The organism is Delftia acidovorans NBRC 14950, from assembly GCF_001598795.1.
GTDB classification, from domain to species: Bacteria; Pseudomonadota; Gammaproteobacteria; order Burkholderiales; family Burkholderiaceae_C; genus Comamonas; species Comamonas acidovorans.
The window spans coordinates 190,105-214,363 of the sequence record NZ_BCZP01000001.1 but is presented as its reverse complement, the minus strand read 5'-3'; the positions used below and the strand labels follow the sequence as shown (position 1 = coordinate 214,363).

General features: G+C 64.9%; 27 protein-coding genes. 8 read left to right on the top strand and 19 right to left on the bottom strand.

Annotation, left to right across the window (positions count from 1 at the left end):
• The first annotated feature begins 15 nt into the window (after window positions 1-15).
• Window positions 16-1,248: a multidrug effflux MFS transporter gene (locus DA1_RS00930; RefSeq protein WP_034396748.1), complete on the top strand. Its 1,233-nt coding sequence runs from the start codon at window positions 16-18 to the stop codon at window positions 1,246-1,248.
• A 22-nt stretch (window positions 1,249-1,270) separates the two neighbouring features.
• On the opposite strand, the gene DA1_RS00925 is transcribed toward DA1_RS00930, so the two are convergent.
• The 3 genes from DA1_RS00925 to orn all read right to left on the bottom strand — a co-directional run bounded on the left by DA1_RS00925 (window position 1,271) and on the right by orn (window position 5,885).
• Window positions 1,271-2,740, bottom strand: coding sequence for a sensor domain-containing diguanylate cyclase (locus tag DA1_RS00925; RefSeq protein WP_332840448.1), 1,470 nt, complete (start codon window positions 2,738-2,740; stop codon window positions 1,271-1,273).
• A gap of 151 nt (window positions 2,741-2,891) precedes the next feature.
• Complete coding sequence (locus DA1_RS00920; protein ID WP_034396752.1) at window positions 2,892-4,946, bottom strand: DEAD/DEAH box helicase; 2,055 nt, start codon at window positions 4,944-4,946, stop codon at window positions 2,892-2,894.
• A 324-nt stretch (window positions 4,947-5,270) separates the two neighbouring features.
• Window positions 5,271-5,885 (bottom strand): oligoribonuclease, encoded by a 615-nt coding sequence (gene orn / locus DA1_RS00915; RefSeq protein ID WP_034396754.1) that lies wholly within the window; start codon window positions 5,883-5,885, stop codon window positions 5,271-5,273.
• Window positions 5,886-5,915: 30 nt separating this feature from the next.
• Here orn and DA1_RS00910 point away from each other — a divergent pair, with 30 nt between their 5' ends.
• From DA1_RS00910 to rsgA, 3 genes are read left to right on the top strand one after another with little or no spacing between them, the layout of a single operon-like run.
• Window positions 5,916-7,217 (top strand): M48 family metallopeptidase, encoded by a 1,302-nt coding sequence (locus DA1_RS00910; protein ID WP_034396756.1) that lies wholly within the window; start codon window positions 5,916-5,918, stop codon window positions 7,215-7,217.
• Between the two features lie 16 nt (window positions 7,218-7,233).
• Complete coding sequence (locus tag DA1_RS00905; protein WP_034396758.1) at window positions 7,234-7,566, top strand: 4a-hydroxytetrahydrobiopterin dehydratase; 333 nt, start codon at window positions 7,234-7,236, stop codon at window positions 7,564-7,566.
• 18 nt (window positions 7,567-7,584) lie between these two features.
• Window positions 7,585-8,553, top strand: coding sequence for a ribosome small subunit-dependent GTPase A (rsgA, locus tag DA1_RS00900; RefSeq protein WP_034396760.1), 969 nt, complete (start codon window positions 7,585-7,587; stop codon window positions 8,551-8,553).
• 88 nt (window positions 8,554-8,641) lie between these two features.
• On the opposite strand, the gene DA1_RS00895 is transcribed toward rsgA, so the two are convergent.
• The 6 genes from DA1_RS00895 to rpsP all read right to left on the bottom strand — a co-directional run bounded on the left by DA1_RS00895 (window position 8,642) and on the right by rpsP (window position 12,746).
• Window positions 8,642-9,631 carry a CobD/CbiB family protein gene (locus DA1_RS00895; protein WP_034398910.1) on the bottom strand — a complete coding sequence of 330 codons (990 nt, stop codon included), beginning with the start codon at window positions 9,629-9,631 and terminating at the stop codon, window positions 8,642-8,644.
• Window positions 9,632-9,699: 68 nt separating this feature from the next.
• Entirely contained in the window at window positions 9,700-10,428 is a 729-nt protein-coding gene (locus tag DA1_RS00890; protein WP_034396762.1) for a CoA pyrophosphatase, read from the bottom strand.
• A gap of 87 nt (window positions 10,429-10,515) precedes the next feature.
• Complete coding sequence (gene rplS, locus DA1_RS00885; RefSeq protein ID WP_013800930.1) at window positions 10,516-10,896, bottom strand: 50S ribosomal protein L19; 381 nt, start codon at window positions 10,894-10,896, stop codon at window positions 10,516-10,518.
• Window positions 10,897-11,006: 110 nt separating this feature from the next.
• Entirely contained in the window at window positions 11,007-11,777 is a 771-nt protein-coding gene (gene trmD, locus DA1_RS00880) for a tRNA (guanosine(37)-N1)-methyltransferase TrmD (RefSeq protein ID WP_034396764.1), read from the bottom strand.
• Between the two features lie 12 nt (window positions 11,778-11,789).
• Window positions 11,790-12,359 (bottom strand): ribosome maturation factor RimM, encoded by a 570-nt coding sequence (gene rimM / locus DA1_RS00875; RefSeq protein WP_013800928.1) that lies wholly within the window; start codon window positions 12,357-12,359, stop codon window positions 11,790-11,792.
• A gap of 132 nt (window positions 12,360-12,491) precedes the next feature.
• A complete protein-coding gene (gene rpsP / locus DA1_RS00870) occupies window positions 12,492-12,746 on the bottom strand; it encodes a 30S ribosomal protein S16 (protein ID WP_012207143.1) in 255 nt (84 codons plus the stop codon).
• Between the two features lie 146 nt (window positions 12,747-12,892).
• Here rpsP and DA1_RS00865 point away from each other — a divergent pair, with 146 nt between their 5' ends.
• Window positions 12,893-13,417 carry a GNAT family N-acetyltransferase gene (locus DA1_RS00865; protein WP_013800927.1) on the top strand — a complete coding sequence of 175 codons (525 nt, stop codon included), beginning with the start codon at window positions 12,893-12,895 and terminating at the stop codon, window positions 13,415-13,417.
• A 7-nt stretch (window positions 13,418-13,424) separates the two neighbouring features.
• Window positions 13,425-13,931 (top strand): TM2 domain-containing protein, encoded by a 507-nt coding sequence (locus tag DA1_RS00860; RefSeq protein WP_034396766.1) that lies wholly within the window; start codon window positions 13,425-13,427, stop codon window positions 13,929-13,931.
• A 67-nt stretch (window positions 13,932-13,998) separates the two neighbouring features.
• Here the strand turns inward: DA1_RS00860 and DA1_RS00855 are convergent, their stop codons facing one another.
• The 7 genes from DA1_RS00855 to DA1_RS00825 form a co-directional block, all read right to left on the bottom strand.
• Window positions 13,999-15,009 (bottom strand): inorganic phosphate transporter, encoded by a 1,011-nt coding sequence (locus DA1_RS00855; protein ID WP_012207146.1) that lies wholly within the window; start codon window positions 15,007-15,009, stop codon window positions 13,999-14,001.
• Window positions 15,010-15,031: 22 nt separating this feature from the next.
• On the bottom strand, window positions 15,032-15,679 hold the full coding sequence (locus DA1_RS00850) for a DUF47 domain-containing protein (RefSeq protein WP_012207147.1): 648 nt from the start codon (window positions 15,677-15,679) through the stop codon (window positions 15,032-15,034).
• Between the two features lie 142 nt (window positions 15,680-15,821).
• On the bottom strand, window positions 15,822-16,184 hold the full coding sequence (locus DA1_RS00845; RefSeq protein WP_012207148.1) for a DMT family protein: 363 nt from the start codon (window positions 16,182-16,184) through the stop codon (window positions 15,822-15,824).
• Between the two features lie 252 nt (window positions 16,185-16,436).
• Window positions 16,437-17,183, bottom strand: coding sequence for an ABC transporter ATP-binding protein (locus DA1_RS00840; protein WP_155294317.1), 747 nt, complete (start codon window positions 17,181-17,183; stop codon window positions 16,437-16,439).
• A gap of 3 nt (window positions 17,184-17,186) precedes the next feature.
• A complete protein-coding gene (locus DA1_RS00835) occupies window positions 17,187-17,981 on the bottom strand; it encodes an ABC transporter ATP-binding protein (RefSeq protein WP_012207150.1) in 795 nt (264 codons plus the stop codon).
• 17 nt (window positions 17,982-17,998) lie between these two features.
• Entirely contained in the window at window positions 17,999-19,078 is a 1,080-nt protein-coding gene (locus DA1_RS00830) for an ABC transporter permease subunit (RefSeq protein ID WP_013800924.1), read from the bottom strand.
• 10 nt (window positions 19,079-19,088) lie between these two features.
• Window positions 19,089-20,018: a branched-chain amino acid ABC transporter permease gene (locus DA1_RS00825; protein WP_012207152.1), complete on the bottom strand. Its 930-nt coding sequence runs from the start codon at window positions 20,016-20,018 to the stop codon at window positions 19,089-19,091.
• 305 nt (window positions 20,019-20,323) lie between these two features.
• On the opposite strand from DA1_RS00825, the gene DA1_RS00820 reads away from it, so the two are divergent.
• A complete protein-coding gene (locus DA1_RS00820; protein WP_034396769.1) occupies window positions 20,324-20,671 on the top strand; it encodes a GFA family protein in 348 nt (115 codons plus the stop codon).
• 8 nt (window positions 20,672-20,679) lie between these two features.
• On the opposite strand, the gene DA1_RS00815 is transcribed toward DA1_RS00820, so the two are convergent.
• Together DA1_RS00815 and DA1_RS00810 are read right to left on the bottom strand one after the other, a co-directional pair.
• Complete coding sequence (locus tag DA1_RS00815; protein ID WP_034396771.1) at window positions 20,680-21,285, bottom strand: 2-hydroxychromene-2-carboxylate isomerase; 606 nt, start codon at window positions 21,283-21,285, stop codon at window positions 20,680-20,682.
• Between the two features lie 80 nt (window positions 21,286-21,365).
• A complete protein-coding gene (locus DA1_RS00810) occupies window positions 21,366-22,094 on the bottom strand; it encodes an SDR family oxidoreductase (RefSeq protein ID WP_034396773.1) in 729 nt (242 codons plus the stop codon).
• A gap of 90 nt (window positions 22,095-22,184) precedes the next feature.
• Between DA1_RS00810 and DA1_RS00805 the strand changes: the two genes are divergently transcribed.
• Complete coding sequence (locus DA1_RS00805) at window positions 22,185-22,634, top strand: winged helix-turn-helix transcriptional regulator (protein ID WP_034396776.1); 450 nt, start codon at window positions 22,185-22,187, stop codon at window positions 22,632-22,634.
• Between the two features lie 32 nt (window positions 22,635-22,666).
• Here the strand turns inward: DA1_RS00805 and DA1_RS00800 are convergent, their stop codons facing one another.
• Window positions 22,667-23,971 (bottom strand): replication-associated recombination protein A, encoded by a 1,305-nt coding sequence (locus DA1_RS00800; protein WP_012207157.1) that lies wholly within the window; start codon window positions 23,969-23,971, stop codon window positions 22,667-22,669.
• Window positions 23,972-24,259: the final 288 nt, after the last annotated feature.

Below are 24,259 nucleotides of genomic sequence, written 5' to 3'. Positions count from 1 at the left end.
AACCGCCTCGCCTGCATGCCACAAAATGTTTCCCCGCTCTGGCAGGGCCCGCGCTGGGCCCTGGCCGTCCTGCTTGCCATCCTGGGTATGCTGGGGCCGTTCTCGATCGATACCTACATCCCCGCCTTCTCCGGCATCGCCCAGGCCCTGAACGCCACGCCGCTGCAGATGCAGCAGACGCTGTCGGCCTATCTGTTCGGCTTTGCCTTCATGAACCTTTTCCACGGCGCCATGGCCGACAGCTTTGGCCGCCGCCCCGTGGTGCTGTGGGGGCTGGCCGTATTCACGCTGGCATCGGCGGGCTGTGCGCTGTCGCAGAACATCACGCAGCTGGTGCTGTTTCGCGCGTTGCAGGGCCTGTCCACGGGTGCCGGCATCGTGGTGTCGCGCGCCGTGGTGCGCGACCTGTTTCCACCCGCCCAGGCTCAGCGCGTGATGGCGCAGATCACCATCTTCTTTGGCATCGCGCCAGCCCTGGCCCCTGTGATGGGCGGCTGGCTGTTCATACATCTGGGCTGGGCGGCAGTGTTCTGGTTCCTGACCCTGGTGGGCGTGCTGCTGTGGGGCATCAACTGGCGATTCCTGCCGGAATCCCTGCCACAGGCGCAGCGCCAGCCCTTCCGCTTCAAGCCTCTGATGCACGGCTACAAGGAGCTGTGCAGCGATCCGCGCTTTGTGCTGCTGGCCTTTGCCAGCGGTGTGCCGTTCAACGGCATGTTTCTGTATGTGCTGTCGGCGCCCGCCTTCCTGGGCGACCTGCTGCACCTGCAGCCGCAGCAGTTCTTCTGGTTCTTCGTGATCTCGATCTCGGGAATCATGGGCGGCGCATGGGTGAGCGGCCATCTGGCCGGGCGCATTCCGCCCAAGCACCAGATCCGACATGGCTTTCTGATCATGTTCGTCGTGTCCATCATCAACCTGGTCGCCAACCTGATCTGGCCCGCCCACGTGAGCTGGGCGCTGATTCCCGTGGGGGTGTTCGCCTTCGGCTGGGCCATGATGGTGCCCGTGGTCACGCTGCTGGTGCTGGACATCCACCCGGAGCGGCGCGGCCTGGCTTCATCGCTGCAGGCCGTGGTCGGCTCCACGGCCAATGGCATCGTGGCCGGCATGATTGCACCGCTGGTGATGCATTCGACCGTACTGCTGGCCCTTGGCTCGATCAGCATGATGCTGATCGGGCTGGCGTCCTGGATCTACCTGCACCACCGCTGGCCCGAAATCGGGCGGCACGCCTCGGAGGCCTGACAGGCACTGCGGTGCAAGACCGCTAAGCGCGGCCCGCGCGGCGGTCCAGCATTCTTTCCTTGTAGTAGCGCGCCTTTTCGGCATACATGGCCTGGTCGGCGCGCGAGACGGTGGCCTCGACCTGGCTGCCCGAATCGCAGCAGGCCACGCCCATGGACAGGCTGACCGCCTGGCCCGGATAGAACTGGTTGTTGAGCTCCAGCAGCGAGAGGATGCGCTCCTTGACCGCCTCGGCGCCGCGCTCGTCCGAAGCCGGCAAAAGCACCATGAATTCGTCGCCGCCTATGCGCGCCGCGCAGGCAGGCGCATCCACGGCCTTGGTCAGCACTTCGCCCACGCGGCGCAGCATGTCGTCGCCTGCGGCATGGCCATGCTCGTCATTGGCCTCCTTGAGGCCATTCATGTCGATGGCAATCACCGCCAGCGGCCAGGGCCCCTTGCGTGCCAGGCGATTGAGTTCCTCGATATAGAAGGCGCGATTGCGCAACTGGGTCAGCACATCGTGCTTGCCCAGGTATTCGAGGTAGGCCTCAGCCTTCTTGCGCGCCGTGATGTCCACCAGCGACAGCAGCACCAGCCCCCAGTCATCGGCATGGCCATCGAGCACGGCCAGCTGCATGTGGATGTGCAGAGCGTCGCCTGACAGGGCGTAGTTCACCACTTCGCGGTGCTGCACGAGCTTGCCGCTCCAAAGGTCCTGCAACTGATCGGCAAAGGAGTCGATCATCTCGTCACGGAAGATGCGGCCCAGCCGGCTCAGCAGTTGCAGCTTGTCGGTGGCGCCGAACATGCGCAGCGTCTGGCGGTTCACGTCCACGACGCGAATCTCCTGCATGCAGCGCGAGACGAATTCCGGGTGCACCTTGAGGAAGGTGGCGAAGTCGCTGATGCCCTGGGCGCGCACATCGTCGAGCAGGCGCTTGATGGCGCTGAAATCCTCGACCCACAGCGACACGGGCGAGTACTCGAACAGGTCGCGCGAGTACTGTTCGCTGCGGTGCAGCTGGCGCGCGCTGCGCATCTCGGCCGTCACGTCTTCCAGCGACACCAGCACGCAGTCCCAAAGCGCTTCATGACCGGGCAGGATGCGGCCACGGATCTGCACATCGAGCCGTCGCCCGTCCAGCGTGTAGTTGGCGGTGCGGTTGGCAAAGCTCAGAGAGCCTTGCCACAGATCCTCCAGCTCGCAGACCAGACCCGCGTGCATGTCATCGCGGAACACCTGGCCCAGGCTGGCAAGAAAGGTCTGCTGATCACTGGCGCCGAACAGATCCAGCGTGCGCTGGTTGACGCGCACCACCTTGAGCGCCGCGCTGCACTGCTGCAGCGCCTGAGGGTGGGCCAGGAAATGCGCCTGCAGATCGGTCACGCCCTGTGCACGCCACTGGTCGAGCAGCCGCTTGAGCGCGCTGTAGTCCTCCAGCCATAGCGAGACGGGGGCCAGTTCGAACATGTGTTCAAAATCCACACTGGACGCGATCAAAGACTCCACAGGGCACCTCCGCGCCGCGATTATGGCAGTCACAGAGCCCGCCAGACAGCAGGTTCTGCACCATCAAGGACAGGCCGCACCACGCGAGGACGCAGATGGCCGAAAAAAAACCGGCCCCGAAGGGCCGGTCTGCATGCAATGCCGAGATCGATCAGCGCACGACGCGCTTGCGATCACCGCCCTGGGGCGAGTAAGGCTTGGGAGCGCTCTTGCCGAAGGCAGGACGGCGCTCGCCGCCGCCGAAGCCGCCACGGGATTCGCCACCGCCAAAGCCGCGCGACTCGCCGGATGCACCACGGAAGCCGCCTTCGCGGGGAGCGCCGTCACGGCGATCGCCGCCACGCGGAGCACCACGGTCGCCGCTGAAGCCACGGCCTTCACCGCCACGGCCAAAGCCGCCTTCGCGCGGGGCCTGGCTGTAGCCGCCTTCACGCGGAGCCTGGCTGTAGCCGCCTTCGCGCTGACCTTGGCCCTGGCCGAAGCCGCCTTCGCGCTGGCCACCGCCAAAGCCACCGAAGCCAGCCTTGCGGCCATAGCCTTCGGAATCACGGCGTGCGCCGAAGCCACGATCGCCACCGCGATCACCGAAGCTGCGCTCGCGATCGCCGCCAAAGCCACGATCACCACCGAAACCGCCACGGCCACCGCCGCCGGCACCACGGCGATCGCCGCCACGGCTTTCAAAACCACCGCCGCCACGACGGCCACCACGGCCTTCGTTGCTGCTGGGTGCGCGCTGTGCAGGTTCCAGGCCAGGAATCACTTCGGCCTTGAATTGCTGGCGGCTGTAGGCCTCGATATCGAAAATGCGACGACGGTCACGGAATTCCGCGAACGTGACGGCCACACCGTCGCGACCGGCACGGCCCGTGCGGCCGATACGGTGGGTGTAGTCCTCTGCCTTCATGGGCAGGCCGTAGTTGAAGACGTGGGTGATGGAGGGCACGTCAATGCCGCGTGCCGCCACATCGGTAGCCACCAGTACCTGCACCTGACCGCTGCGCAGCGCCATCAGGCGGCGGTTGCGCAGGCCCTGGCTCAGAGCGCCGTGCAGTGCCACGGCGGAGAAGCCGTCTTGCTGCAGGTCATTGGCCAGGCCGTCGCACTCGACCTGGGTCGATGCGAAAACGATGGCCTGGTTGATCGTGGTGTCGCGCAGCCAGTGGTCCAGCAGCTTGCGCTTGTGCTGGGAGTTGTCGGCCCAGAACAGCACTTGCTTGATGCTGGCGTGCTTTTCCTGAGGCGTGTCGATGGTGACCTTCTTCACGCCGGAGCCGCCGTCATGCATCACGCGCATGGCCAGTTGCTGGATGCGGGGCGCGAAGGTGGCGCTGAACATCATGGTCTGCTTGCGCTGTGCCGTCAGGTCGTTGACTTCGGCCAGATCGTCCGAGAAGCCCAGGTCCAGCATGCGGTCGGCTTCGTCCACCACCAGGAACTGAACCTGGTCGAGCTTGATCTGCATCGAGCGCTGCAGGTCCAGCAGACGGCCGGGAGTGGCCACCACGAGGTTGGCGTTCTGCAGCTTGGCGATCTGCAGTTGGTAGGGCATGCCGCCCACCACGTTGGCGATGCGGATGCCGCGGCAATGCTTGACCAGCTCGATGGCGTCATGCGCCACCTGCTGTGCCAGTTCGCGCGTGGGGCACAGGATCAGGGCGCCGGGAACGGCTGCCTTGAAGTTGCGGGGATTCGTGGGGTCCTTGCGCTTGTTGCGCTTGGGCGTGGGCTGGCCGCTGGCCGTTGCTTCGGCGCACTGGCGGTCATATTCGGCGCGGATGGCGGCTTCTTCGTCAGCCTTTTGCTGGATCAGCGTGTGCAGCACGGGCAGCAGGAAGGCAGCGGTCTTGCCCGAGCCGGTCTGGCTGGACACCATCAGGTCGATGAAGGCCTGGTCATCGCTGCCCATGGCCAGGGGAATGGCTTGCGCCTGCACGGCCGTGGGCTGGGTGTAGCCCAGATCGGCAACGGCACGGACCAGCTCTTCAGCCAGGCCCAGCTCGATGAAGGCATTGGGCAGTTCGGGGGCTGCTTCAACAGCCTCGGCGCCTTCGGCGATTTCCACGACTTCGGCGGCGGCCAGGGATTCGGCGGCCTGCTCGGCGCTGGCAACGGCGGCGTTCAGCACGGAAGATGCTTCAGCGGAGGAAGCAAAAGAGGAATCGGCAGCGGCAATGATGCCCTGCTCTTGAGAGATATCGTTCATGAATGGCTCTAACGAAAAGCACGCGCAGTCAGCGATCTGGCACGCTTTTCTCGACGGTTGGGTCAACATCCACCGTCAGACTTAACCGGCCCTTCGCAAAAGGGCGGATGGGCATTTTCGGCTGGTCCGAAACCGGTGGTCCCGCCATCCATGAAAGCCTTCATGGTGGTCTATGGACACCGACCGCAGACACACAGCGCAGGGGCCCTTGTGTGATGGAGATGTGCAAATTGCCCCTTGTTGATGGGGGCAAGCTGTAGATTGTCGCACTCCCCGGGTTTTCCCGCAAGCCCCTGGCACAAAAAATGGCCGGGGCCGCCAGATTCAGACACTCAGCAGGCGCGCGCGGTAGTGCGCCAGTTCATCGATGGACTCATGCACATCGGCCAGTGCGGTGTGGCGCTGGGCCTTCTTGAAGGATGCATAGGCGTCGGGCTTCCAGCGCCTGGCCAGTTCCTTGAGGGTGCTGACATCGACATTGCGGTAGTGGAAGAAGTTGTTGAGCTTGGGCATGTAGCGCTCCATGAAGCGCCTGTCCTGCCCGATGCTGTTGCCGCACAGCGGGGCCTTGGCCTTGGGAACGTACTGCGAGAGGAACTTGATCAGCGCAGCCTCCGCATCGGCCTCGCTGATGGTCGATGCCTTGACGCGATCGATCAGGCCGCTCCTGCCATGCGTGCCCTTGTTCCAGGCATCCATGCCATCGAGCAGCGCATCTGCCTGATGGATGGCAAATACCGGCCCTTCGATGCGAATGGCCAGGTCCGGACTGGTGACGACCACGGCGATCTCGATGATGCGATCGGTATCGGGCTGCAGCCCGGTCATCTCGCAGTCGAGCCAGACGAGGTTGAGATCGGATTTGGCCAGGGTGATGGGCGTGCCGGGTTCGGCGGGGACGGGAATGCAAGCGCTGGCGGCTTCGGAGGCTTCGGACATGGCCCAAATTGTCGCCTACACTGCGGCCACATGGCCTTCAACCCCGATTTTTCCTCGACGCTGTCCCTGCTGTTTGCCGCAGCCGTGCTCGCCCAGTGGCTGCTGCGCGCCTGGCTGGCCTCGCGCCAGGTCCGCCATGTGGCCCGCCATCGGGCCGAGGTGCCTGAGGCCTTTGCGCAACGCATCAGCCTCGCGGCCCATCAAAAGGCCGCCGACTACACGCTGGCCAAGGCCCGCATCGCCCTGATCGAGATGACGCTGGGCGCCGTGGTGCTTCTCGCATGGACGCTGCTGGGCGGGCTCGACGCGCTCAACCAGTGGCTGCTGGAACTGATGGGCGCCGGCCTGTGGCAGCAACTGGCACTGCTGGCCGGCTTTGCACTGATCTCCGGGCTGGTGGAGCTGCCGCTGTCGCTCTACCAGACCTTTGTGCTGGAGCAGCGCTTTGGATTCAACCAGATGACGCTGCGGCTGTGGCTGACCGATGCCATCAAGTCTACCGCCATGGGCACGGCCATTGGCCTTCCCCTGGCGGCGCTGATCCTGTGGCTCATGGGCTCGGCCGGCGACCTGTGGTGGCTGTGGGCCTGGGCCGTGTGGACGGCGTTCAACCTGCTGCTGATGTGGATCTTTCCGACCTTCATCGCACCGCTGTTCAACAAGTTCGAACCGCTGGCTGAAGGCACGCTCAAGGAGCGCGTGAGCGCGCTGATGCAGCGCTGCGGCTTCACGGCCAAAGGCCTGTTCGTGATGGATGGCAGCCGCCGCTCGGCCCATGCCAACGCCTATTTCACGGGCTTCGGCCATTCCAAGCGCGTGGTGTTCTTCGACACCTTGCTCAAGCAGCTCGACGCCGACGAGGTGGAGGCCGTGCTCGCGCACGAACTGGGCCACTTCAAGCACCGCCACATCCTCAAGCGCATGCTGCTGATGTTCGCCGCCAGCCTGGCCGGCTTCGCACTGCTGGGCTGGCTGTCGCAGCAGCTGTGGTTCTACCTGGGCCTGGGCGTCCGCCCGGGTCTTGACCTTGCGCTGGGCCATGGCGGGATAGGCGCCGGCAACGAGGCCGTGGCACTGCTGCTGTTCCTGCTGGCCGTGCCGGTGTTCAGCTTCTTTGTCACCCCGCTATTCTCGGCCCTGTCGCGCCGCGACGAGTTCGAAGCCGATGCCTATGCCATGCAACAGGCCAGCGGCGCCCATCTGGCCTCGGCACTGCTCAAGCTGTACGAGGACAATGCTTCAACGCTCACGCCCGATCCCTGGTACGTGGGCTTTTACTACTCGCATCCGCCCGCCCTCGCCCGGCTGGCGCGCATGCCTTCTCCGACCTGACCCTTTCACATCCACCATGAGCACACAACGCTTGCAACAACAGGACTGGTCCACGCAGCAGCGCCGCGCGCTGACGCCGGACGAATTGCGCACCGCACTGGCGGCCCTGCCGGGCTGGCAGCTCGATGGCGATGCCATCGCCAAGAGCTACGCCTTTGCCAATTACTACGAGACCATGGCCTTCGTGAACGCGCTGGCCCTGATCGCCCACCAGCAGGACCACCACCCCGATCTGACCGTGAGCTACGGCCGTTGCGGTGTGCGCCTGAACACGCATGACGTGAACGGCATCTCGTCCACCGACATCGAGTGCGCCCGGCGCATCGATGCGCTGCTGGAGCGTCCATGAATCCCACCCCGGCATCCCATGGCTGAGCGCTCCGCATTGCGAGAAGGCCTGGTCGTCTCCAGCCATGGCCGCCACTGCGTGGTCGAGACCGAAGAAGGCGCACGCCACATCTGCCATCCGCGCGGCAAGAAGAGCCAGACCGTGGTCGGCGACCGCGTGCGCTGGCAATTGCCACCCGCCGGCCAGGGCGAGGAAGGCACCATAGAGAAGGTGCTGGAACGGCGCAACCTGTTCTACCGCCAGGACGAGATACGCACCAAGTCCTTTGCGGCCAACATCGACCAGGTGCTGATCCTGATCGCGGCCGAGCCGGTGTTCTCCGAAAGCCAGCTGGCCCGTGCCCTCATCACCGCCGAAGCCACCCACATCAAGCCCCTGATCGCCCTGAACAAGCGTGACCTGGCCGAGCCCTTCGCCGATGCCTGGGAGCGCCTGAAGCCCTATCGCGAGATGTACCTGGGCCAGGAAACGCCGCACTACGAGGTGCTGTCGCTGTCGCTGGCCAACCAAGGCGAGGCCGACCGGCAGTTGCTGATGCAACACCTCAAGGGCAAGGCCACCTTGGTCCTGGGCCCGTCCGGCTCGGGCAAAAGCACCTTGATCAACCTGCTGGTGCCCGGCGCACGCGCGGCCACCAACGAGATCTCGCAGGCGCTGAACTCCGGCAAGCACACGACCACCACGACCAGCTGGTACTGGATGGACGAAGAGCGCACCACGGCGCTGATCGACTCACCGGGCTTCCAGGAATTCGGCCTGCGCCACATAGAGCCCACGGACCTGCCCCGCTGCATGCCCGACATCGGCGCCCACGCGCAGGAATGCAAGTTCTACAACTGCACCCACCTGCACGAGCCGGGATGCGCCGTCATGCCGCGCGTGGAAGACGAGGAAACAGGAATGGATGCCGACCACGACATCAGCGCGAACCGCTACTACATCTACGCCGAGCTGTTCGATGAATTGAGCCAGGCGCAGAAGTACTGACCTCCTCAAAACAACGACCCGGCTGCATCAGGAAGGGCGGGCTGCTGCCTGGCAAGACAGGCATGAGTCGCCTCCTGCGGCGCAGCGATCAGCCCAGCAAACGCGCCAGCGACAGCAGGGCCAGCAGCAGCAGCCAGACCACGACCGAACGCCAGACCAGGCCGACCACGCTGCGCAGATGGCCGATCTCGGGCTCGCGGCCGGGCGTGGCTTCGCTGTCCACATCGAGATCGATCTCCTCGCCGTCATCGCGGGTCACCGAGATGCCTTCGCGGCGCTTGAGTGCCTCGCCGCCCAGGCGCACGTTGATGGCACCCGAGGTGGCGGCCAGGATCACGCCATCGTTGTCGTTGGGAAAGCGCTGGGCATGGAAGCGCCAGCCTTCGATGGCTTCCTCGAAGCTGCCGACCACGGCAAAGGACAGCGCCGTCAACCGTGCAGGCAACCAGTCGATCACGGTCCAGGCCAGCCGGGAGGTGTGCTGCAACTGGGGACTGACCTGGGTGCCGCCCACCAGGCCCTTGCGCGACCAGGAGCGCGACAGGTGCTCGGTCATTCGGTAGAACACGGCGCCGAGCGGGCCCAGCCCCAGCGCTGCCAGCGCAGAGAACCAGAACAGAACGCCAAACACATGGCGATGCGCGGCCAGCACGGAGTACTCGATCACATGGCGCACGACCTCGCTGCGCGGCACCTCGCTGGCATCGACCTGCTGCCAGTGAGCCAGCGCCTCGCGCGCGGCATACTCATCGCCTGCATCCAGCGCATCGCGGATGCGTGTGAAGTGGTGGCTGAACTGGCGAAAGCCCAGCGTCACATAGAGCACGGCCACATTCCAGACCATGGCCAGCGGCCAGCCCACGCCCCACAGCAGCAGCAGGTAGATGCCCGTCACCAGCACGCAGGGCAATGCCACCGCCACGGTCCAGGCCAGCCAGCCATGGTGCGCCTGGCCGGCATCGAAGTTGCGGCGCACCGAAACCGTCCAGGCCCTGTAGCCTGTGTGCACGAGATTGGCCGGCGTCAACGGGCGCGCCTGCTCGATCAGCAAGGCGATCAGAATGGCAAAGAAACTCATCCGGCCATCATACTGGCGCATGCAGACAGGTCAGTGACCCTGGGATGGCACGGCCCGCGATCCGGGCATCAGGCCGACAGGAATCGGTAAAGATTTCGCAGCATGCCGGCCGTGGCGCCCCAGATGTAGCGCTGGCGATCACCATCCTGGTAGGGCATTGCAAACCATTCGCGCGGCACGCCGTTCCAGACCATGGAGTGGCGCTCATGGTTGGCAGGATCGAGCAGGAAGGCCAGCGGCACCTCGAACACATCCGCCACTTCATAGGGATTGGGATTGAGGTGCGCCCGGGGATCGACCAGGGCCACCACCGGCGTGATCAGGAAGGCCGTGCCCGTGATGTAGATGGGCAGCGTGCCCAGCACTTGCACATCGCTGGCGGCCAGTCCCACTTCCTCATGCGCCTCGCGCAGGGCCGTGGCCTGGGCAGAGGCATCCTCCGGATCGCGCTTGCCGCCCGGAAATGCCACCTGCCCCGAATGCGTGGACAGGTGGGCCGTGCGCTCGGTCAGCAGCACCGTGGGTTCGGGGCGCAGCACGATGGGCACGAGCACGGCGGCATCGGTGGGCTGGCGATCGCTGAAGCGCTTCTCACGCACCACCTCGGGAGCCCACTGGGGCGGCAGCGCAAAGCGCTGGCGCAGGGCCTCGGGCGTGCGGGCTTCGGGGGGCACGGCAGGCAGGTGGCTGTCCTTGCCAATCAGTTGCGCCATGCGCGGGTCGGCGATCGACGGCACGGCTGCGGATGCTGGGCCACCGGTCGGCACGGGAATGGCGGTATCAGGCAGTGAGGACACGAATGAAGGCTTGTGATGGGCAACGGCCGGACAACAAAAAAGCCGCTACAGGCGACTGTAGCGGCTTTCCAGCTGTGACGCAGGTGCTTAGGCTTCGGCAGAAACCTTGACACGCGACGGCAGCTTTTCCTTGATGCGGGCCGACTTGCCGCTGCGCTCGCGCAGGTAGTACAGCTTGGCACGACGCACATCACCGCGACGCTTGACTTCGATGCCGGCGATCAGGGGCGAGTAGGTCTGGAACGTACGCTCCACGCCTTCACCGCTGGAGATCTTGCGCACGGTGAAGCCGCTGTTCAGGCCACGGTTGCGCTTGGCGATCACCACGCCTTCGTAAGCCTGCACGCGCTTGCGGCTGCCTTCGACCACGTTCACGCTCACGATGACGGTGTCACCGGGGGCGAACTGGGGGATGGTCTTGTTCAGACGGGCGATTTCCTCTTGCTCGAGGATCTGGATCAGATTCATGGTCAACATCCAATCGATCTTGTCCGCGCCAGGATTGGCAAGCGCCGGGATTGGCGCCATGGCTGCTTTGTTCGTAGCAGCGGCCGGATAGAGGATCGAATAATCGCGGATTATAGCCCGGAGACGTTTTTTGCCAAAAACCCCTCGTCCTTGGCGTTGAGCAGGCCCTGGGCGCGCGCCTGCTCTATCAGCTCGGGCCGGTGCCTGGCCGTGATGGACAGGCGCTGGTCGCGGCGCCAGCGCTCGATCTGCGCGTGGTGGCCGGACAACAGTGGCGCCGGCACTTCCCGCCCTTCCCAGACTTCGGGGCGGGTGTAGTGCGGGCAATCGAGCAGGCCGTCGAGCGCCGGATTGAAGCTGTCCTGCTGGAAACTGCCTTCGTCATTGAGCACGCCGGGCTGCAGCCGTGCGACGGCATCCAGCATGGCCATGGCAGCGATCTCGCCGCCAGACAGCACGAAGTCGCCCAGGCTCAACTGGTGCGTGACATGGGTATCGATGAAGCGCTGGTCCAGGCCCTCGTAGCGGCCGCACAGCAAGATTGCGCCCTGCCCCTGCGCCCAGTCGGCCACCACGGCATGGCGCAGCGTGGTGCCGATCGGCGAGAACAGCACCACGGGAGCCGGCCCGGGCTCGCCGGCATCGCGGCGCGCCTGCTGCACCGTCTCAAGGCAGCGCTGCAGCGGCTCGGCCATCATCACCATGCCCGGACCGCCGCCAAAGGGGCGATCGTCCACGCGCCGGTAGTTGCCCTGGGCATGGTCGCGCGGATTCCACAGGTGCACGCCGACCTGGCCCGAGGCATAGGCACGGCGCGTGACGCCGCTTTCAAGAAACGGCGTGAACAGCTCGGGGAACAGCGTGATGATGTCGAAGCGCATGGAGGTCGGCGATCAATAGTCGGGCTGCCAGTCGGCAACGATGGTCTTGCCCGGCAGATCCACCTTGTCCACATAGGCATCGACAAAGGGAATCATGCGCTCGCGCTCCTTGCCATCCTCTTCATAGGCCAGCACCAGCACGGTCTGCGGGCCGGTGGACAGCAGGTCGCGGACGACGCCCAGGGCCACGCCCTCGCGGTTGACCACGGACAGGCCCAGCAGATCGACCCAGTAATACTCGCCATCTTCGGGCTGCGGGAAATCGCTGCGCGCCACGAAGATGCGCGCGCCACGCAGGGCCTCGGCGGTATTGCGGTCGTTCACGACAGGCGATGTGGCGACGACGGAATCGGAGTGGACGCGCGCCTGCTTGACCGGCAGCAGCACCGTACCGGTGAACTGCCGCGCACCCTTCTCGGGGGGCTGCAGATACCACTGCTTTGCGGTGAACAGGGCCTCGGGGTCGGCGCTGAAGGCGGCCACCTTGAACCAGCCCTTGATGCCCCAGGCATCGGCGATGCGCCCGACCTCCACGGCATCGGCAGGCAGGACGCTGGCTTCGAGTTCAGGCATGTGGCTCATGGCAGTCGGTAGGCAGTAGATGGACAGTCAATGCAGATCGTTGCAGATCCGTGCAAGGCGATCCAGAGGGGAAAACAAAAACGGGCTCCGTCAGACAAGCCAACGGAACCCGATTTCAGAAGGGATGCTGAATTAGGCAGCAGTCTTCTGGGTGGCCTGCTTGATCAGGCGCTCTGCGGTCTCGGAAGCCTGCGCGCCAACGCCCTTCCAGTAGTTCACGCGGTCCAGAGCAACGCGCAGACCCTCTTCGCCGCCACGGGCGTTGGGGTTGTAGAAGCCCAGGCGTTCGATGAACGAACCATCGCGACGCACGCGCTTGTCGGCGGCAACGATGTTGTAGAACGGACGGGCCTTGGAACCGCCGCGAGAGAGTCGAATGACGACCATGATTTTCCTTCGGGTGGGCGCAGCCACCACACAATTAACTAGACAATGAATGGCTGCACATGTTTTGCGGCGTTTGAGACACGCGACATGGCCACCCGGCCAGCGACACGCCGTAAAACCAGCGATTATATCCAACTTCCCTTTCCATGCCTACCATTCGCTCAAGCCTGGACGGCGATCTCGCCGCCATCACCTCCATTTACCGCCACCACGTGCTGCACGGCACGGGCACGTTCGAGACCGATCCCCCTGCCGAATCGGACATGGCAACGCGCCGCGCGGACGTGCTGGCCAAGGGCCTGCCCTATCTGGTCGCCGTGGACGAACAGGGCCAGGTGCTGGGCTTTGCCTACGCCAACTGGTTCAAGCCGCGCCCGGCCTATCGCTTCTCCGCCGAGGATTCCATCTACGTGCATGACGCGGCGCGCGGCCAGGGCGTGGGCCGACTGCTGCTCGATGCGCTGTCGCGCGAATGCGAGGCGGCCGGCGTGCGCAAGCTGCTGGCGGTGATCGGTGACTCGGCCAATGCCGGCTCCATCGGCGTGCACCGTGCTGCGGGCTTCACCCCGGCGGGCACGCTGAGCTCCATGGGATGGAAGTTCGGCCGCTGGCTGGACATCGTTCTCATGGAGAAGACCCTGGGAGACGGCAACCGCAGTTCGCCCGAATAATGGGTGCATGAACCGACCCAGCACGCCATTGCCTCAGCCCACTCAAGCACAGCAGGGGGCTCCGCGCTCCAAAAGCAAGACCCTGACGACCTGGCTGGCCTTTGTCGGCGGGCCGCTGGGGCTGCATCGCTTCTATCTGCATGGCTTTGGCGACTGGCTGGGCTGGCTGCTGCCCGTGCCCACGGCACTGGGCGTGTACGGCATCGAGCGCGTCCAGCAACTGGGGCAGGACGACCAGCTCAGCTGGCTGCTGATTCCGCTGCTGGGCTTCACCATCGCCGGCTGCGCGCTGCGTGCCATCCTCTACGGGCTGACCGACACCGAAGCCTGGAACCGGCGCCACAACCCCGGCATTGACGTGCAGGCGCAGGCCGGGCGCACGGGCTGGTCAACCATCTTTGCCATTGCGCTGTCCCTGATGCTGGGTGCCGCCGTGCTCATGGCCAGCATTGCCTACAGCTTCCAGCACTACTTCGAGCACCAGGTGGAGGAAGCGCGCAAGATTTCCCAGTGATGCGCAATGCCTCTCCTAAAAAGAAAGACCGCCATTGGCGGTCTTTCTTTTTAGCGATGGCTCTAGCTCAATACAGCTGGAGGCTGATCCAGTAGGCAATCGATGCCACGAAGGCGCTGGCAGGAATCGTCAGCACCCAGGCCCAGACGATGTTGCCTGCAACGCCCCAGCGCACGGCGCTGGCACGCTGGGTGGAGCCCACGCCGACGATGGCGCCCGTGATGGTGTGCGTGGTCGAGACCGGCACGCCCAGGAAGGTCGCGAAGAACAGCGTCAGCGCGCCGCCGCTTTCTGCGCAGAAGCCGCCCACAGGCTTGAGCTTGGTGATCTTCTGGCCCATGGTCTTGACGATGCGCCATCCGCCGAACATGGTGCCCAGGCCGATGGCCAGGTAGCAGCTGACGATGGTCCACAGCGGCGGCTCCGCGTCGCCGGCATTGGCATAGCCGGTGGCGATCAGCAGCAGCCAGATGATGCCGATGGTCTTTTGCGCATCATTGCCGCCGTGGCCCAGGCTGTAGGCGCCGGCGGAGACCAGCTGCAGCCGGCGGAACCAGCGGTCCACCCGGTTGGGAGCAGCACGGCGGCAGATCCAGGCCACCAGCACCATCATCAGCGAGCCCAGCAGGTAGCCCAGCAGCGGCGAGACGAAGATGAAGGCCACGGTCTTCCAGATGCCGCTGGCGATCAGTGCGCCCGCGCCGGCCTTGGCGATCACGGCGCCCACGATGCCGCCGATCAGCGCATGCGAGGAGCTGCTGGGGATGCCGTAGTGCCAGGTAATCACGTTCCAGGCAATGGCGCCGACCAGGGCGCCGAAGACCACGTGTGTGTCCACGATGCCGGGCTGGACGATCCCCTTGCCCACGGTGGCCGCCACGCTGAGGTGGAAGACAAAGACCGCCACCACGTTGAAGAAGGCCGCGAAGGCCACGGCCTGCGTGGGCTTGAGCACGCCCGTGGAGACCACGGTGGCGATCGAGTTGGCAGCATCGTGGAAGCCGTTCATGAAGTCGAACAGCAAGGCCAGCACCACCAGCAGGATCACGACCCACAGGGCCGCTTGTACGGATTCCATAACGAAACGACTCCGCGAGGGCTCAGGAATTCTCGAGGACGATGCCCTCGATCAGGTTGGCCACGTCCTCGCAGCGGTCGGTCACCGTCTCCAGCAGCTCGTAGATGGCCTTGAGCTTGATGACTTCGCGCACATCGGGCTCTTCGCGGAACAGCTTGCTCATGGCCGAGCGCATCACGCGGTCGGCGTCCGATTCGAGGCGGTCGATTTCCTCGCAGGTCTTCATCGCCGCGTCCACCACCGATGGATCGGAGATGCGCGACAGCAGCTTGACCGCATCGCGCAGCCGCTCGCAGCAGCGCACGCACAGGTCGGTCAGGCGCGTGATCTCATCCGTCATGTGGCGCACGTCGTACAGCGCCATGGTCTCGGCCGAGTCCTGGATCAGGTCGGCCACGTCGTCCATGGTGTTGATCAGCGAGTGGATGTGCTCGCGGTCCAGCGGCGTGATGAAGGTCTTGTGCAGCGCCTTGGTGACGTCATGCGTCACGCGGTCGGCGGCACGCTCGGCGTTGTTCACGTCCTCGTTGTACTTCTCGCGAAGATGAGGATCGTTGTAGTTGGCGACAAGCTGCGAGAAGGCATGCGCGGCATCGACGATGCGGTCGGCATGCTGGTTGAACATCTCGAAGAAATTGCCTTCGCGTGGCAATAGTTTGCCAAAAAGCATGAATGCTCCTTACCGGGAAAAGTGGGAACCAGGCGACTCACTGCGTCACATTGCGGATGCTTGGCATGGCTTCCCGGCTTGAACGGGGCGAAGTGTACCCTTGAGTCCCAAGCGCGTTTTTGCGCGCCGGCGCGCCGCCTTGTCAGCCGCTGCGAAAAATAAAATACACCGCGCCCACCATGCACAGGCCGGCCCAGAGGAAGTCCCATTTGAGGGGCTGGTTCAGGTAGAGCACGGCAAAAGGCGCGAACACCGACAACGTGATCACCTCCTGGATGATCTTGAGCTGCGCCACGCTGAACTGCGTGTGGCCTATGCGGTTGGCAGGCACCTGCAGCAGGTACTCGAACAGCGCAATGCCCCAGCTGACAAGGGCTGCCACGTACCAGGGCGACGAGGCGTGGTTCTTCAGGTGCCCATACCAGGCAAACGTCATGAAGACATTGCTCATGGCCAGCAGGACCACGGTCTGCAGCCCGACGGGGATGTGTTGGAGCCAGTTCATGTGAGGTGCGCCCGGGTGCTGGAAGGCCTGAATTATCGCGCCCGCAGTGCCAGAAGCTGGTTTTTCGATTTCTTTCCAAAAATTGCTTTTTTGCGCGAATTTTCTCGAAAAACCTGCTTCATCGCACCAATACGCAACATCCCGCATCGATGGGCATTCGATGAATCTTCATCAAATCGTCATATTTTTGCCATATCCCGTCGATGGCACGGGACATTCCAGCAACCTGTGCGCAGGCGGCTGCCCCGGAGTTCACTCGCCCAGGTAGGCGGCCCGCACGCGCGGATCGCTGAGCAGGGTCTGGCCTGGCCCGGTCATGGTGATCAGGCCGGATTCCATCACATAGCCGCGATCGGCCAGCGCCAGCGCACGGCTGGCGTTCTGCTCGACCAGCACCAGCGTCACGCCCAGCGCATGCACATCGCGCACCACCTCGAAGATCTTGTCCACCATGATGGGCGACAGGCCCATGGAGGGCTCGTCCAGCAGCAGCACCTTGGGCTGGCTCATCAGCGCGCGCGCCATGGCCAGCATCTGCTGCTCGCCACCCGACATGGTGCCGGCCAGCTGGTCGCGGCGCTCCTTCAGGCGCGGGAAGATGCCGAACATGCGCTCGATGTCGGCGGCAATGCCGGCCTTGTCGTTGCGCGTGTAGGCGCCCATGAGCAGGTTCTCGGTGATGGTCATGCGCGCGAACACGCCGCGCCCCTCCGGCACCATGACCAGGCCCTGGGCCACCAGATCCCAGGCGCCCACGCTGCGGATGCTGCGACCCAGGTAGTGCACGTCGCCATCCGCCATCTGCAGGCTGCGCGTGACGGCCTTCATGGTCGTGGTCTTGCCCGCACCGTTGGAGCCGATCAGCGAGACCAGCTCGCCCTGGCGGACCTCGAAGTCCACGCCCTTGACGGCCTGAATGCCGCCATAGGCCACCTTCAGTCCCTGGACCTTCAACAGCACCGGCGCGGACACGCCCTTGTCTTGCACTTGCTCACCCATGGTTCAGTGTCCTCCGGTGCCCAGATAGGCTTCGATCACCTTGTCGTTCTTCTGCACCTCGGCCGGCGTGCCTTCGGCGATGGGCTTGCCATAGTCGAGCACGGTGACGCGATCGCACAGGCCCATGACCAGCTTCACGTCGTGTTCGATCAGCAAGATGGTGCGCTGGTCCCGGCGGATGCGGTCAATCAGCTCGCGCAGCTGCACCTTCTCGGTGGCGTTCATGCCGGCGGCAGGCTCGTCCAGCGCGATCAGTTGCGGGTCGGTGGCCAGCGCCCGCGCGATCTCCAGGCGGCGCTGGTCGCCGTAGCTCAGCGTGCGGGCCTTGAAGTCGGCGTATTTGGAAATCCCCACGTAGTCCAGCAGTTCGCGGGCCCGCGCGCGAATCGCGGCTTCCTCGGCCTTGAAGCCGGGCGTGCGGAACACCGCGCCGATCAGGCCCGAATGCGTGCGCACATGGCGCCCGACCATCACGTTCTCCAGCGCCGTCATCTCGGCAAACAGCCGGATGTTCTGGAAGGTGCGCGCAATGCCAGCCTTGGCCACCTTGTGCACGGCCGAGGGCTCGTAGGCCTTGCCGGCCAGCTCGAAGCTGCCGCTGTCGGGCGTGTACAGGCCCGTGATCACGTTGAAGAAAGTGGTCTTGCCCGCGCCGTTGGGACCGATCAGGCCGTAGACCTGGCCACGGCCAATGGTCATGCCCACATCGGACAGGGCCTGCAGTCCGCCAAAGCGCTTGGAAATGCCCGAAACCCTGAGCACCGGGGAGGTGGAGCCGTTGTCTGCCGTGTTCGCCATCTGCGTTGTCTCCATGCTCAGGACTGGTGCGGCAGGTTCTTGCCATGCTCGGGCGACGGCCACAGGCCGCGCGGACGCATCAGCATGATGACGATCATGGCCAGCGCGATCAGCAACTGGCGCAGGATGGAGGCGTCAAGCCGCCCGTCGGTCATCTGCTGCAGAGGCCCGGCCACATAGCGCAGCACCTCGGGCAGGGCCGACAGCAGCACCGCCCCCAGGATCACGCCCGGCAAATGGCCCAGGCCGCCCAGCACCACCATGGCCACGATCATGATGGACTCCATGAGGCTGAACGACTCGGGCGAGACGAAGCCCTGGAAGGCCGCGAACATGGCGCCCGAGACACCACCGAAGGAAGCGCCCATGCCGAAGGCCAGCAGCTTCATGTTGCGCGTGTTGATGCCCATGGCCTTGGCGGCGATCTCGTCCTCGCGGATGGCCATCCAGGCGCGGCCGATGCGCGAGTCCTGCAGGCGCCAGCAGATCACGATGCTGACGAGCACCAGGAAGAGGAACAGGTAGTAGTACAGCGTGACCGAGCTGATGTCGTAGCCGAAGATCTCCTGGCGCTTGGCCAGGTCCAGGCCCAGAATCTTCACCGAGTCGATCTGGCCTATGCCCTTGGGGCCGTTGGTGATGTTGACCGGCTGGTCCAGGTTGTTCATGAAGATGCGGATGATCTCGCCGAAGCCCAGCGTGACGATGGCCAGGTAGTCCCCGCGCAGCTTGAGCACCGGGATGCCCAGCAGTATTCCCGTGATGCCCGCCAGCAGCGCCGCCAGCGGTATCACCAGCCAGATGGAGGTATGCAGCCCGTCAGGGAACATGGCGGCAAAGCCCTCGAAGGTCTCCGCCAGATGCGGCGAGGCCATCAGCGCGAACATGTAGGCGCCCACGGCGTAGAACGCCACGTAGCCCAGGTCCAGCAGGCCTGCATAGCCCACCACCACGTTCAGGCCCAGTGCCAGCAGCACATAGAGCAGGGCCAGGTCGGCGATGCGCACCCAGGCATTGCCGAAGTACTGCAGCACCAGCGGCAGCACCATCAGCGCCAGGCCGCCCAGAATCCATTGCACGGTCTTCTTGCTGTTCATGCGGGTCTCCTCAGGCGCGGTCGGCCACACGCTCACCCAGCAGGCCCGAGGGGCGCAGCGTCAGGATGATGATGAGCACGATGAAGGCGAAGATGTCGGTGTAGTGGCTGCCCAATACGCCGCCCGTGAGGTCGCCGATGTAGCCCGAGCCTATGGACTCGATCAGCCCCAGCAGCATGGCGCCGACCACGGCGCCGGCCAGGTTGCCGATGCCGCCGAACACGGCCGCCGTGAAGGCCTTGAGCCCCGGCAGAAAGCCCATGGTGTGGTGGGCCGTGCCGTAGTTGGAGGCATACATGATGCCCGCGATGGCCGCCAGCACGGCGCCGATGATGAAGGTGGCCGAGATCACCACGTCGGGCTTGACGCCCATCAAGGCCGCCACGCGCGGATTCTCGGCTGTGGCCCGCATGGCGCGCCCGAGCTTGGTGTAGTTGACCAGATAGGTCAGCGATGCCAGCGCGATCGCCGTGACCACCAGCACCAGGATCTGGGTGGGCGTGATCACCGCCGTGCCGATCTCGAAGGGCGTGCTCGGCAGCAGCGTGGGATAGGCCTTGTAGTTGGGCTTCCAGATGATCATGGCCAGCGTCTGCAGCAGCAGCGAGACGCCGATGGCCGTGATCAGCGGCGCCAGGCGCGGGCTGCTGCGCAGGCGGCGGTAGGCCACTTTCTCGATCACGAAATTCAGTGCCGCGGCCACCACGCAGGCGATCACGGTCGCCAGCAGCAGGATCAGCCAGCCCGGCGCACCGGGCATGGCCTCCTGCATCAGGCCTATGCAGCTCCAGCTGGTCAGCGCGCCGACCATGAGCACCTCGCCATGGGCGAAGTTGATGAGCTGGATGATGCCGTACACCATGGTGTAGCCCAGGGCGATCAGGGCGTACATGCTGCCCAGGACCAATCCGTTGATGACCTGCTGAAGCAGTATGTCCATATGCGCTCTCCCCTTTAGTCCAGGATGGAGACATTCAGCGTGCCTCGCATCCAAACGAACGGAGCCAGCAATGCCATGGTGGTGGAAGCTCTCCCGCCGCATCCTGGCTTGTGGCCCGGAAACCGCAGGGGATTGGCGATTCTAGGCACCCCCCGGTGGCCTGCAACGCCTTGTTGCAGGGGGGTTTTCCGAGGCTTTACAAGCCAAACGCTCTTATGTAGCACTGCAGCAATTTGCCGTAGCCAGCATGAACTCCTACCATCAACGGCAGTGCCGCCAGCCCGCGGTGGCCACGGAGAACCCCGATGAAATACCACGGCAGCTGCCACTGCGGCGGCATCGCTTTCGATGTGGAAGGCGAACTCACCCAGGTCATGGCCTGCAACTGCTCCATCTGCGCACGCAAGGGCGCGCTCATGTGGTTCGTTCCCCGCGAACAACTGCAACTGAGCACGCCCGAGGAGCAGATGCGCACCTACACCTTCCACCGGCACCTGATCCAGCACCGCTTCTGCCCTACCTGCGGCATCCATCCGTTCGGCGAGGCCATCGATCCCCAGGGCCGGCACATGGCGGCCGTCAACGTGCGCTGCCTGGAAGGCGTGGACCCCGAGGCGCTGCGCATCACGCGCTACGACGGGCGATCGGCCTGAGGCTGGCTTCAGGCCCGCAGCGCTTCTTCCTCCACATCGCGCAGGCGGTCCTTGCCGAAGTAGATCTCGTCGCCAACAAAAAAGGTGGGCGATCCGAAAGCGCCACGGTGGAAGGCCTGCTCGGTATTTGCCAGCAGCCGGGCCTTGACTTCGGGCGTCTGGCTTGCGGCGATCAGGGCTGGGGCGTCCAGGCCCGCCCCGGACAGCTCGGTGCCGATCACCTGGGCATCGTCCATCTTGCAGCCCTTCTCCCACATGCTGGAGAACACCGCATCCACATAGCGCTCGAAGCAGCCCAGGCCCTGCGCCGCCACGGCCCCGCGCATGATTTGCAGGGTGTTGACGGGAAAGTGCGGATTCATCCGGAAGCGCATGAGCCCATGCCTTTGCACGAAACGCTGCAGTTCCAGCGCCTCATAGGCGCGCTTGTTGGGAATGTCGGCATTCGCCTCGGCCGGTGAGCGGTTGTTGGCCAGCTTGAACAGGCCGCCCAGCAGGACCGGCACATAGTCGAAGCGGATGCCGCTGCGCGCCTCGATTGCGGGGATGACCTGGTGGCAGAGATAGGCGTTGGGGCTGCCGAAGTCGAAGAGGAATTGCACGTTGGGTTTCATGGCACGGCCTGCATCAAATGGGATGGAACATCGAAGCGAAGGGGCTGAAGCGGCTGAAGGGGCGCAAATGGCTGAAGGGCCTACCAGGACTCCATCCAGGGGCGGATTTCGGTTTCATGCGTCCATGCATCGCGCGGCTGCTGGTGCAGTTGCCAGTAGAGGTCGGCGATGTGGTCGGGATTGAGGATGCCGTCCTGCTGCTTGAGGGCATAGCGTTCGGGAAAGTTGGTTCGGATGAACTCCGTGTCGATGGCGCCGTCGATCACGGGGTGGGCCACATGGATGCCCTTGGGCCAGAGCTCGCGCGCCATGCTCTGGGCCAGCGCACGCAGGCCGTGCTTGGCACCGGCAAACGCCGCAAAGCCCTCGCGCCCGCGCAGGCTGGCGGTGGCGCCCGTGAAGATGATGGTGCCCCGGCCGCGCGGCAGCATCACCCTGGCCGCCTCCCGCCCCATCAGGAAGCCGGCGAAGCAGGCCATCTCCCAGACCTTGAAGTAGACGCGCGCCGTGGTCTCGGTGATGCCGAAGCGCACGTTGGCGCCGATGTTGAAGACGGCGACCTCGATGGGTGCGATCTCGGCCTCGATCTTCTGCACCAGGGCCACCATTTCCTCTTCCTTGCGCGCGTCGCTGCCAAAACCATGGGCTTGGCCACCGGCGGCGCGGATCTGTTCGACCAGGGGCTGGAGCTTGTCCGCGTCGCGGCGCGTGACGCAGGCGATATAGCCTTCGCGCGCAAAACGCCGGGCGATGGCGCCGCCCGTGGCGTCGCCAGCGCCGATCACGAGAATGGCTTTCTTGTCGGTCATGGGATCTCCGTGGATGATTGGTCAGTTCATTTTTTGAACTCAATGCACGGTAGGTTTAAAGTCAGAACCCGTCAAGCGGGGAACTGCCCAATGAAATGGAACGAACTGGAAGAGGAGCGCTGCTCCATCGCACGCACGGTCTCGGTCATCGGCGACCGCTGGACGCTGCTGGTGCTGCGCGACTGCTTTCTGGGCGTACGCCGTTTTGATGAATTCCTGGGACGCCTGGGCATTTCACGCCCCATGCTGTCGGACAGGCTGGCCAGGCTGGTCGAGGCAGGCGTGCTCAAGAAAGTGGCCTACCAGGAGGCGCCGGTACGGCACGAGTACCGCCTCACGCCCAAGGGGCTGGACCTGCATCCCGTGGTCATGGCCATCGTGCACTGGGGTGATGTACACATGTCCGGCGAGGAAGGCCGGCCCGTGCTGCACCGGCATACGGTGTGCGGCCACACGTTCGACCCCCTGGTCGTCTGCTCGGAGTGCAACGCCCCCCTGCACGCGCGGGACGTGGCCGTGGAGCCCGGCCCGGGCGCCTAGCCCCGGCACCGGCCTGCCCTCACCGGCTTCGGCTATGCGCCGCCAGCCTCTTCGTCCCACTTGCGCAGCACGGCCAGCTTCTCGCCGATCTTGATCTCCAGGCCCCGGGGTACGGGCTGGTACCAGCCCGGCTCCGCAATGCCTTCGGGCAGATAGGTCTCGCCGGCCGCGTAGGCGTTGGGCTCGTCGTGCGCGTAGCGGTATTCATGGCCGTAGCCCAGCTCCTTCATGAGCTTGGTGGGCGCGTTGCGCAGGTGCACGGGCACCTCGCGGCTCCTGTCCTGCTTCACGAAGGCCCGGGCCTTGTTGTAGGCGTTGTAGCCGGCGTTGCTCTTGGCGGCCATGGCCAGGTAGATGACGGCCTGGCCCAGCGCCAGCTCGCCCTCGGGGCTGCCCAGGCGCTCATAGGTCAGGGCCGCGTCGTTGGCGATCTGCATGGCGCGCGGATCGGCCAGGCCGATATCCTCCCAGGCCATGCGCACAATGCGCCGCGACAGGTAGCGCGCATCGGCCCCGCCATCGAGCATGCGCGTGAGCCAGTAGAGCGCCGCATCGGGATGGGAGCCGCGCACGGACTTGTGCAGGGCCGAGATCTGGTCGTAGAAGTTGTCGCCGCCCTTGTCGAAGCGCCTGGCATTCAAGGTCAGCGCGTTCTGCACGAACTCGGCATCGATCCGCGTGACGCCCGCAGCGCCGGCCGCCGTCTGGCATTGCTCCAGCAGGTTCAGGAACCGCCGGGCATCGCCATCGGCATAGCCGACGATGGTGTCCCGCGCCAGGTCGTCGAACTCCAGGCCGCCCAGGGCCTTTTCCTGCGCCCGCAGCAGCAGTTGCCGGAGTTCATCGTCGGTCAGGGATTGCAGCACATAGACCTGCGCGCGCGACAGCAGGGCCGAGTTCACCTCGAAGGAAGGGTTCTCCGTGGTGGCGCCGATGAAGGTGACCAGCCCGCTTTCCGCATAGGGCAGCAGCGCATCCTGCTGGGACTTGTTGAAGCGGTGGATCTCGTCCACGAAGAGGATGGTGTGCCGGCCCATGGCCAGGTTCTGCTGCGCCTGCTCCATGGCCGCGCGGATGTCCTTGACCCCGGAGAACACCGCAGACAGCGCAATGAACTCGCACTTGAAGGCCGTGGCCGTGAGCCGGGCCAGCGTAGTCTTGCCCACGCCGGGCGGCCCCCAGAAGATCATGGAATGCGGCTTGCCTGACTGGAAGGCCAGGCGCAGCGGCTTGCCCTCGCCCAGCAGATGGGACTGGCCCACGACCTCGTCCAGGGTCTTGGGCCGCAGGGCTTCGGCCAGTGGTGCGGAGGGCTCCTGGGTGAACAGATCAGCCATGGGCCAGCTCCGTCGCCGGCAGCGCCGCGCAGAAGGCGTTCGGCAGCCCGTGTGCCGGAATCGCTGCCGAGGGGAACAGATGCAGTTGCAAAACCATGACGCCATTGTCCACGCCATGGCGGCAGCGGGTGCGCCAGCCCCTGATGCCTGTACCTGGCCGCGGGGGATGAAGCCATGGATCGCCAGCTGGGATCCTGGCCATCGCCTGCAGGCATGTCACTCACATGACATGAATGGTTTGCATGCATCTCATAAAGAGCAATCACTGACATTTTTCACCCGCTTCGG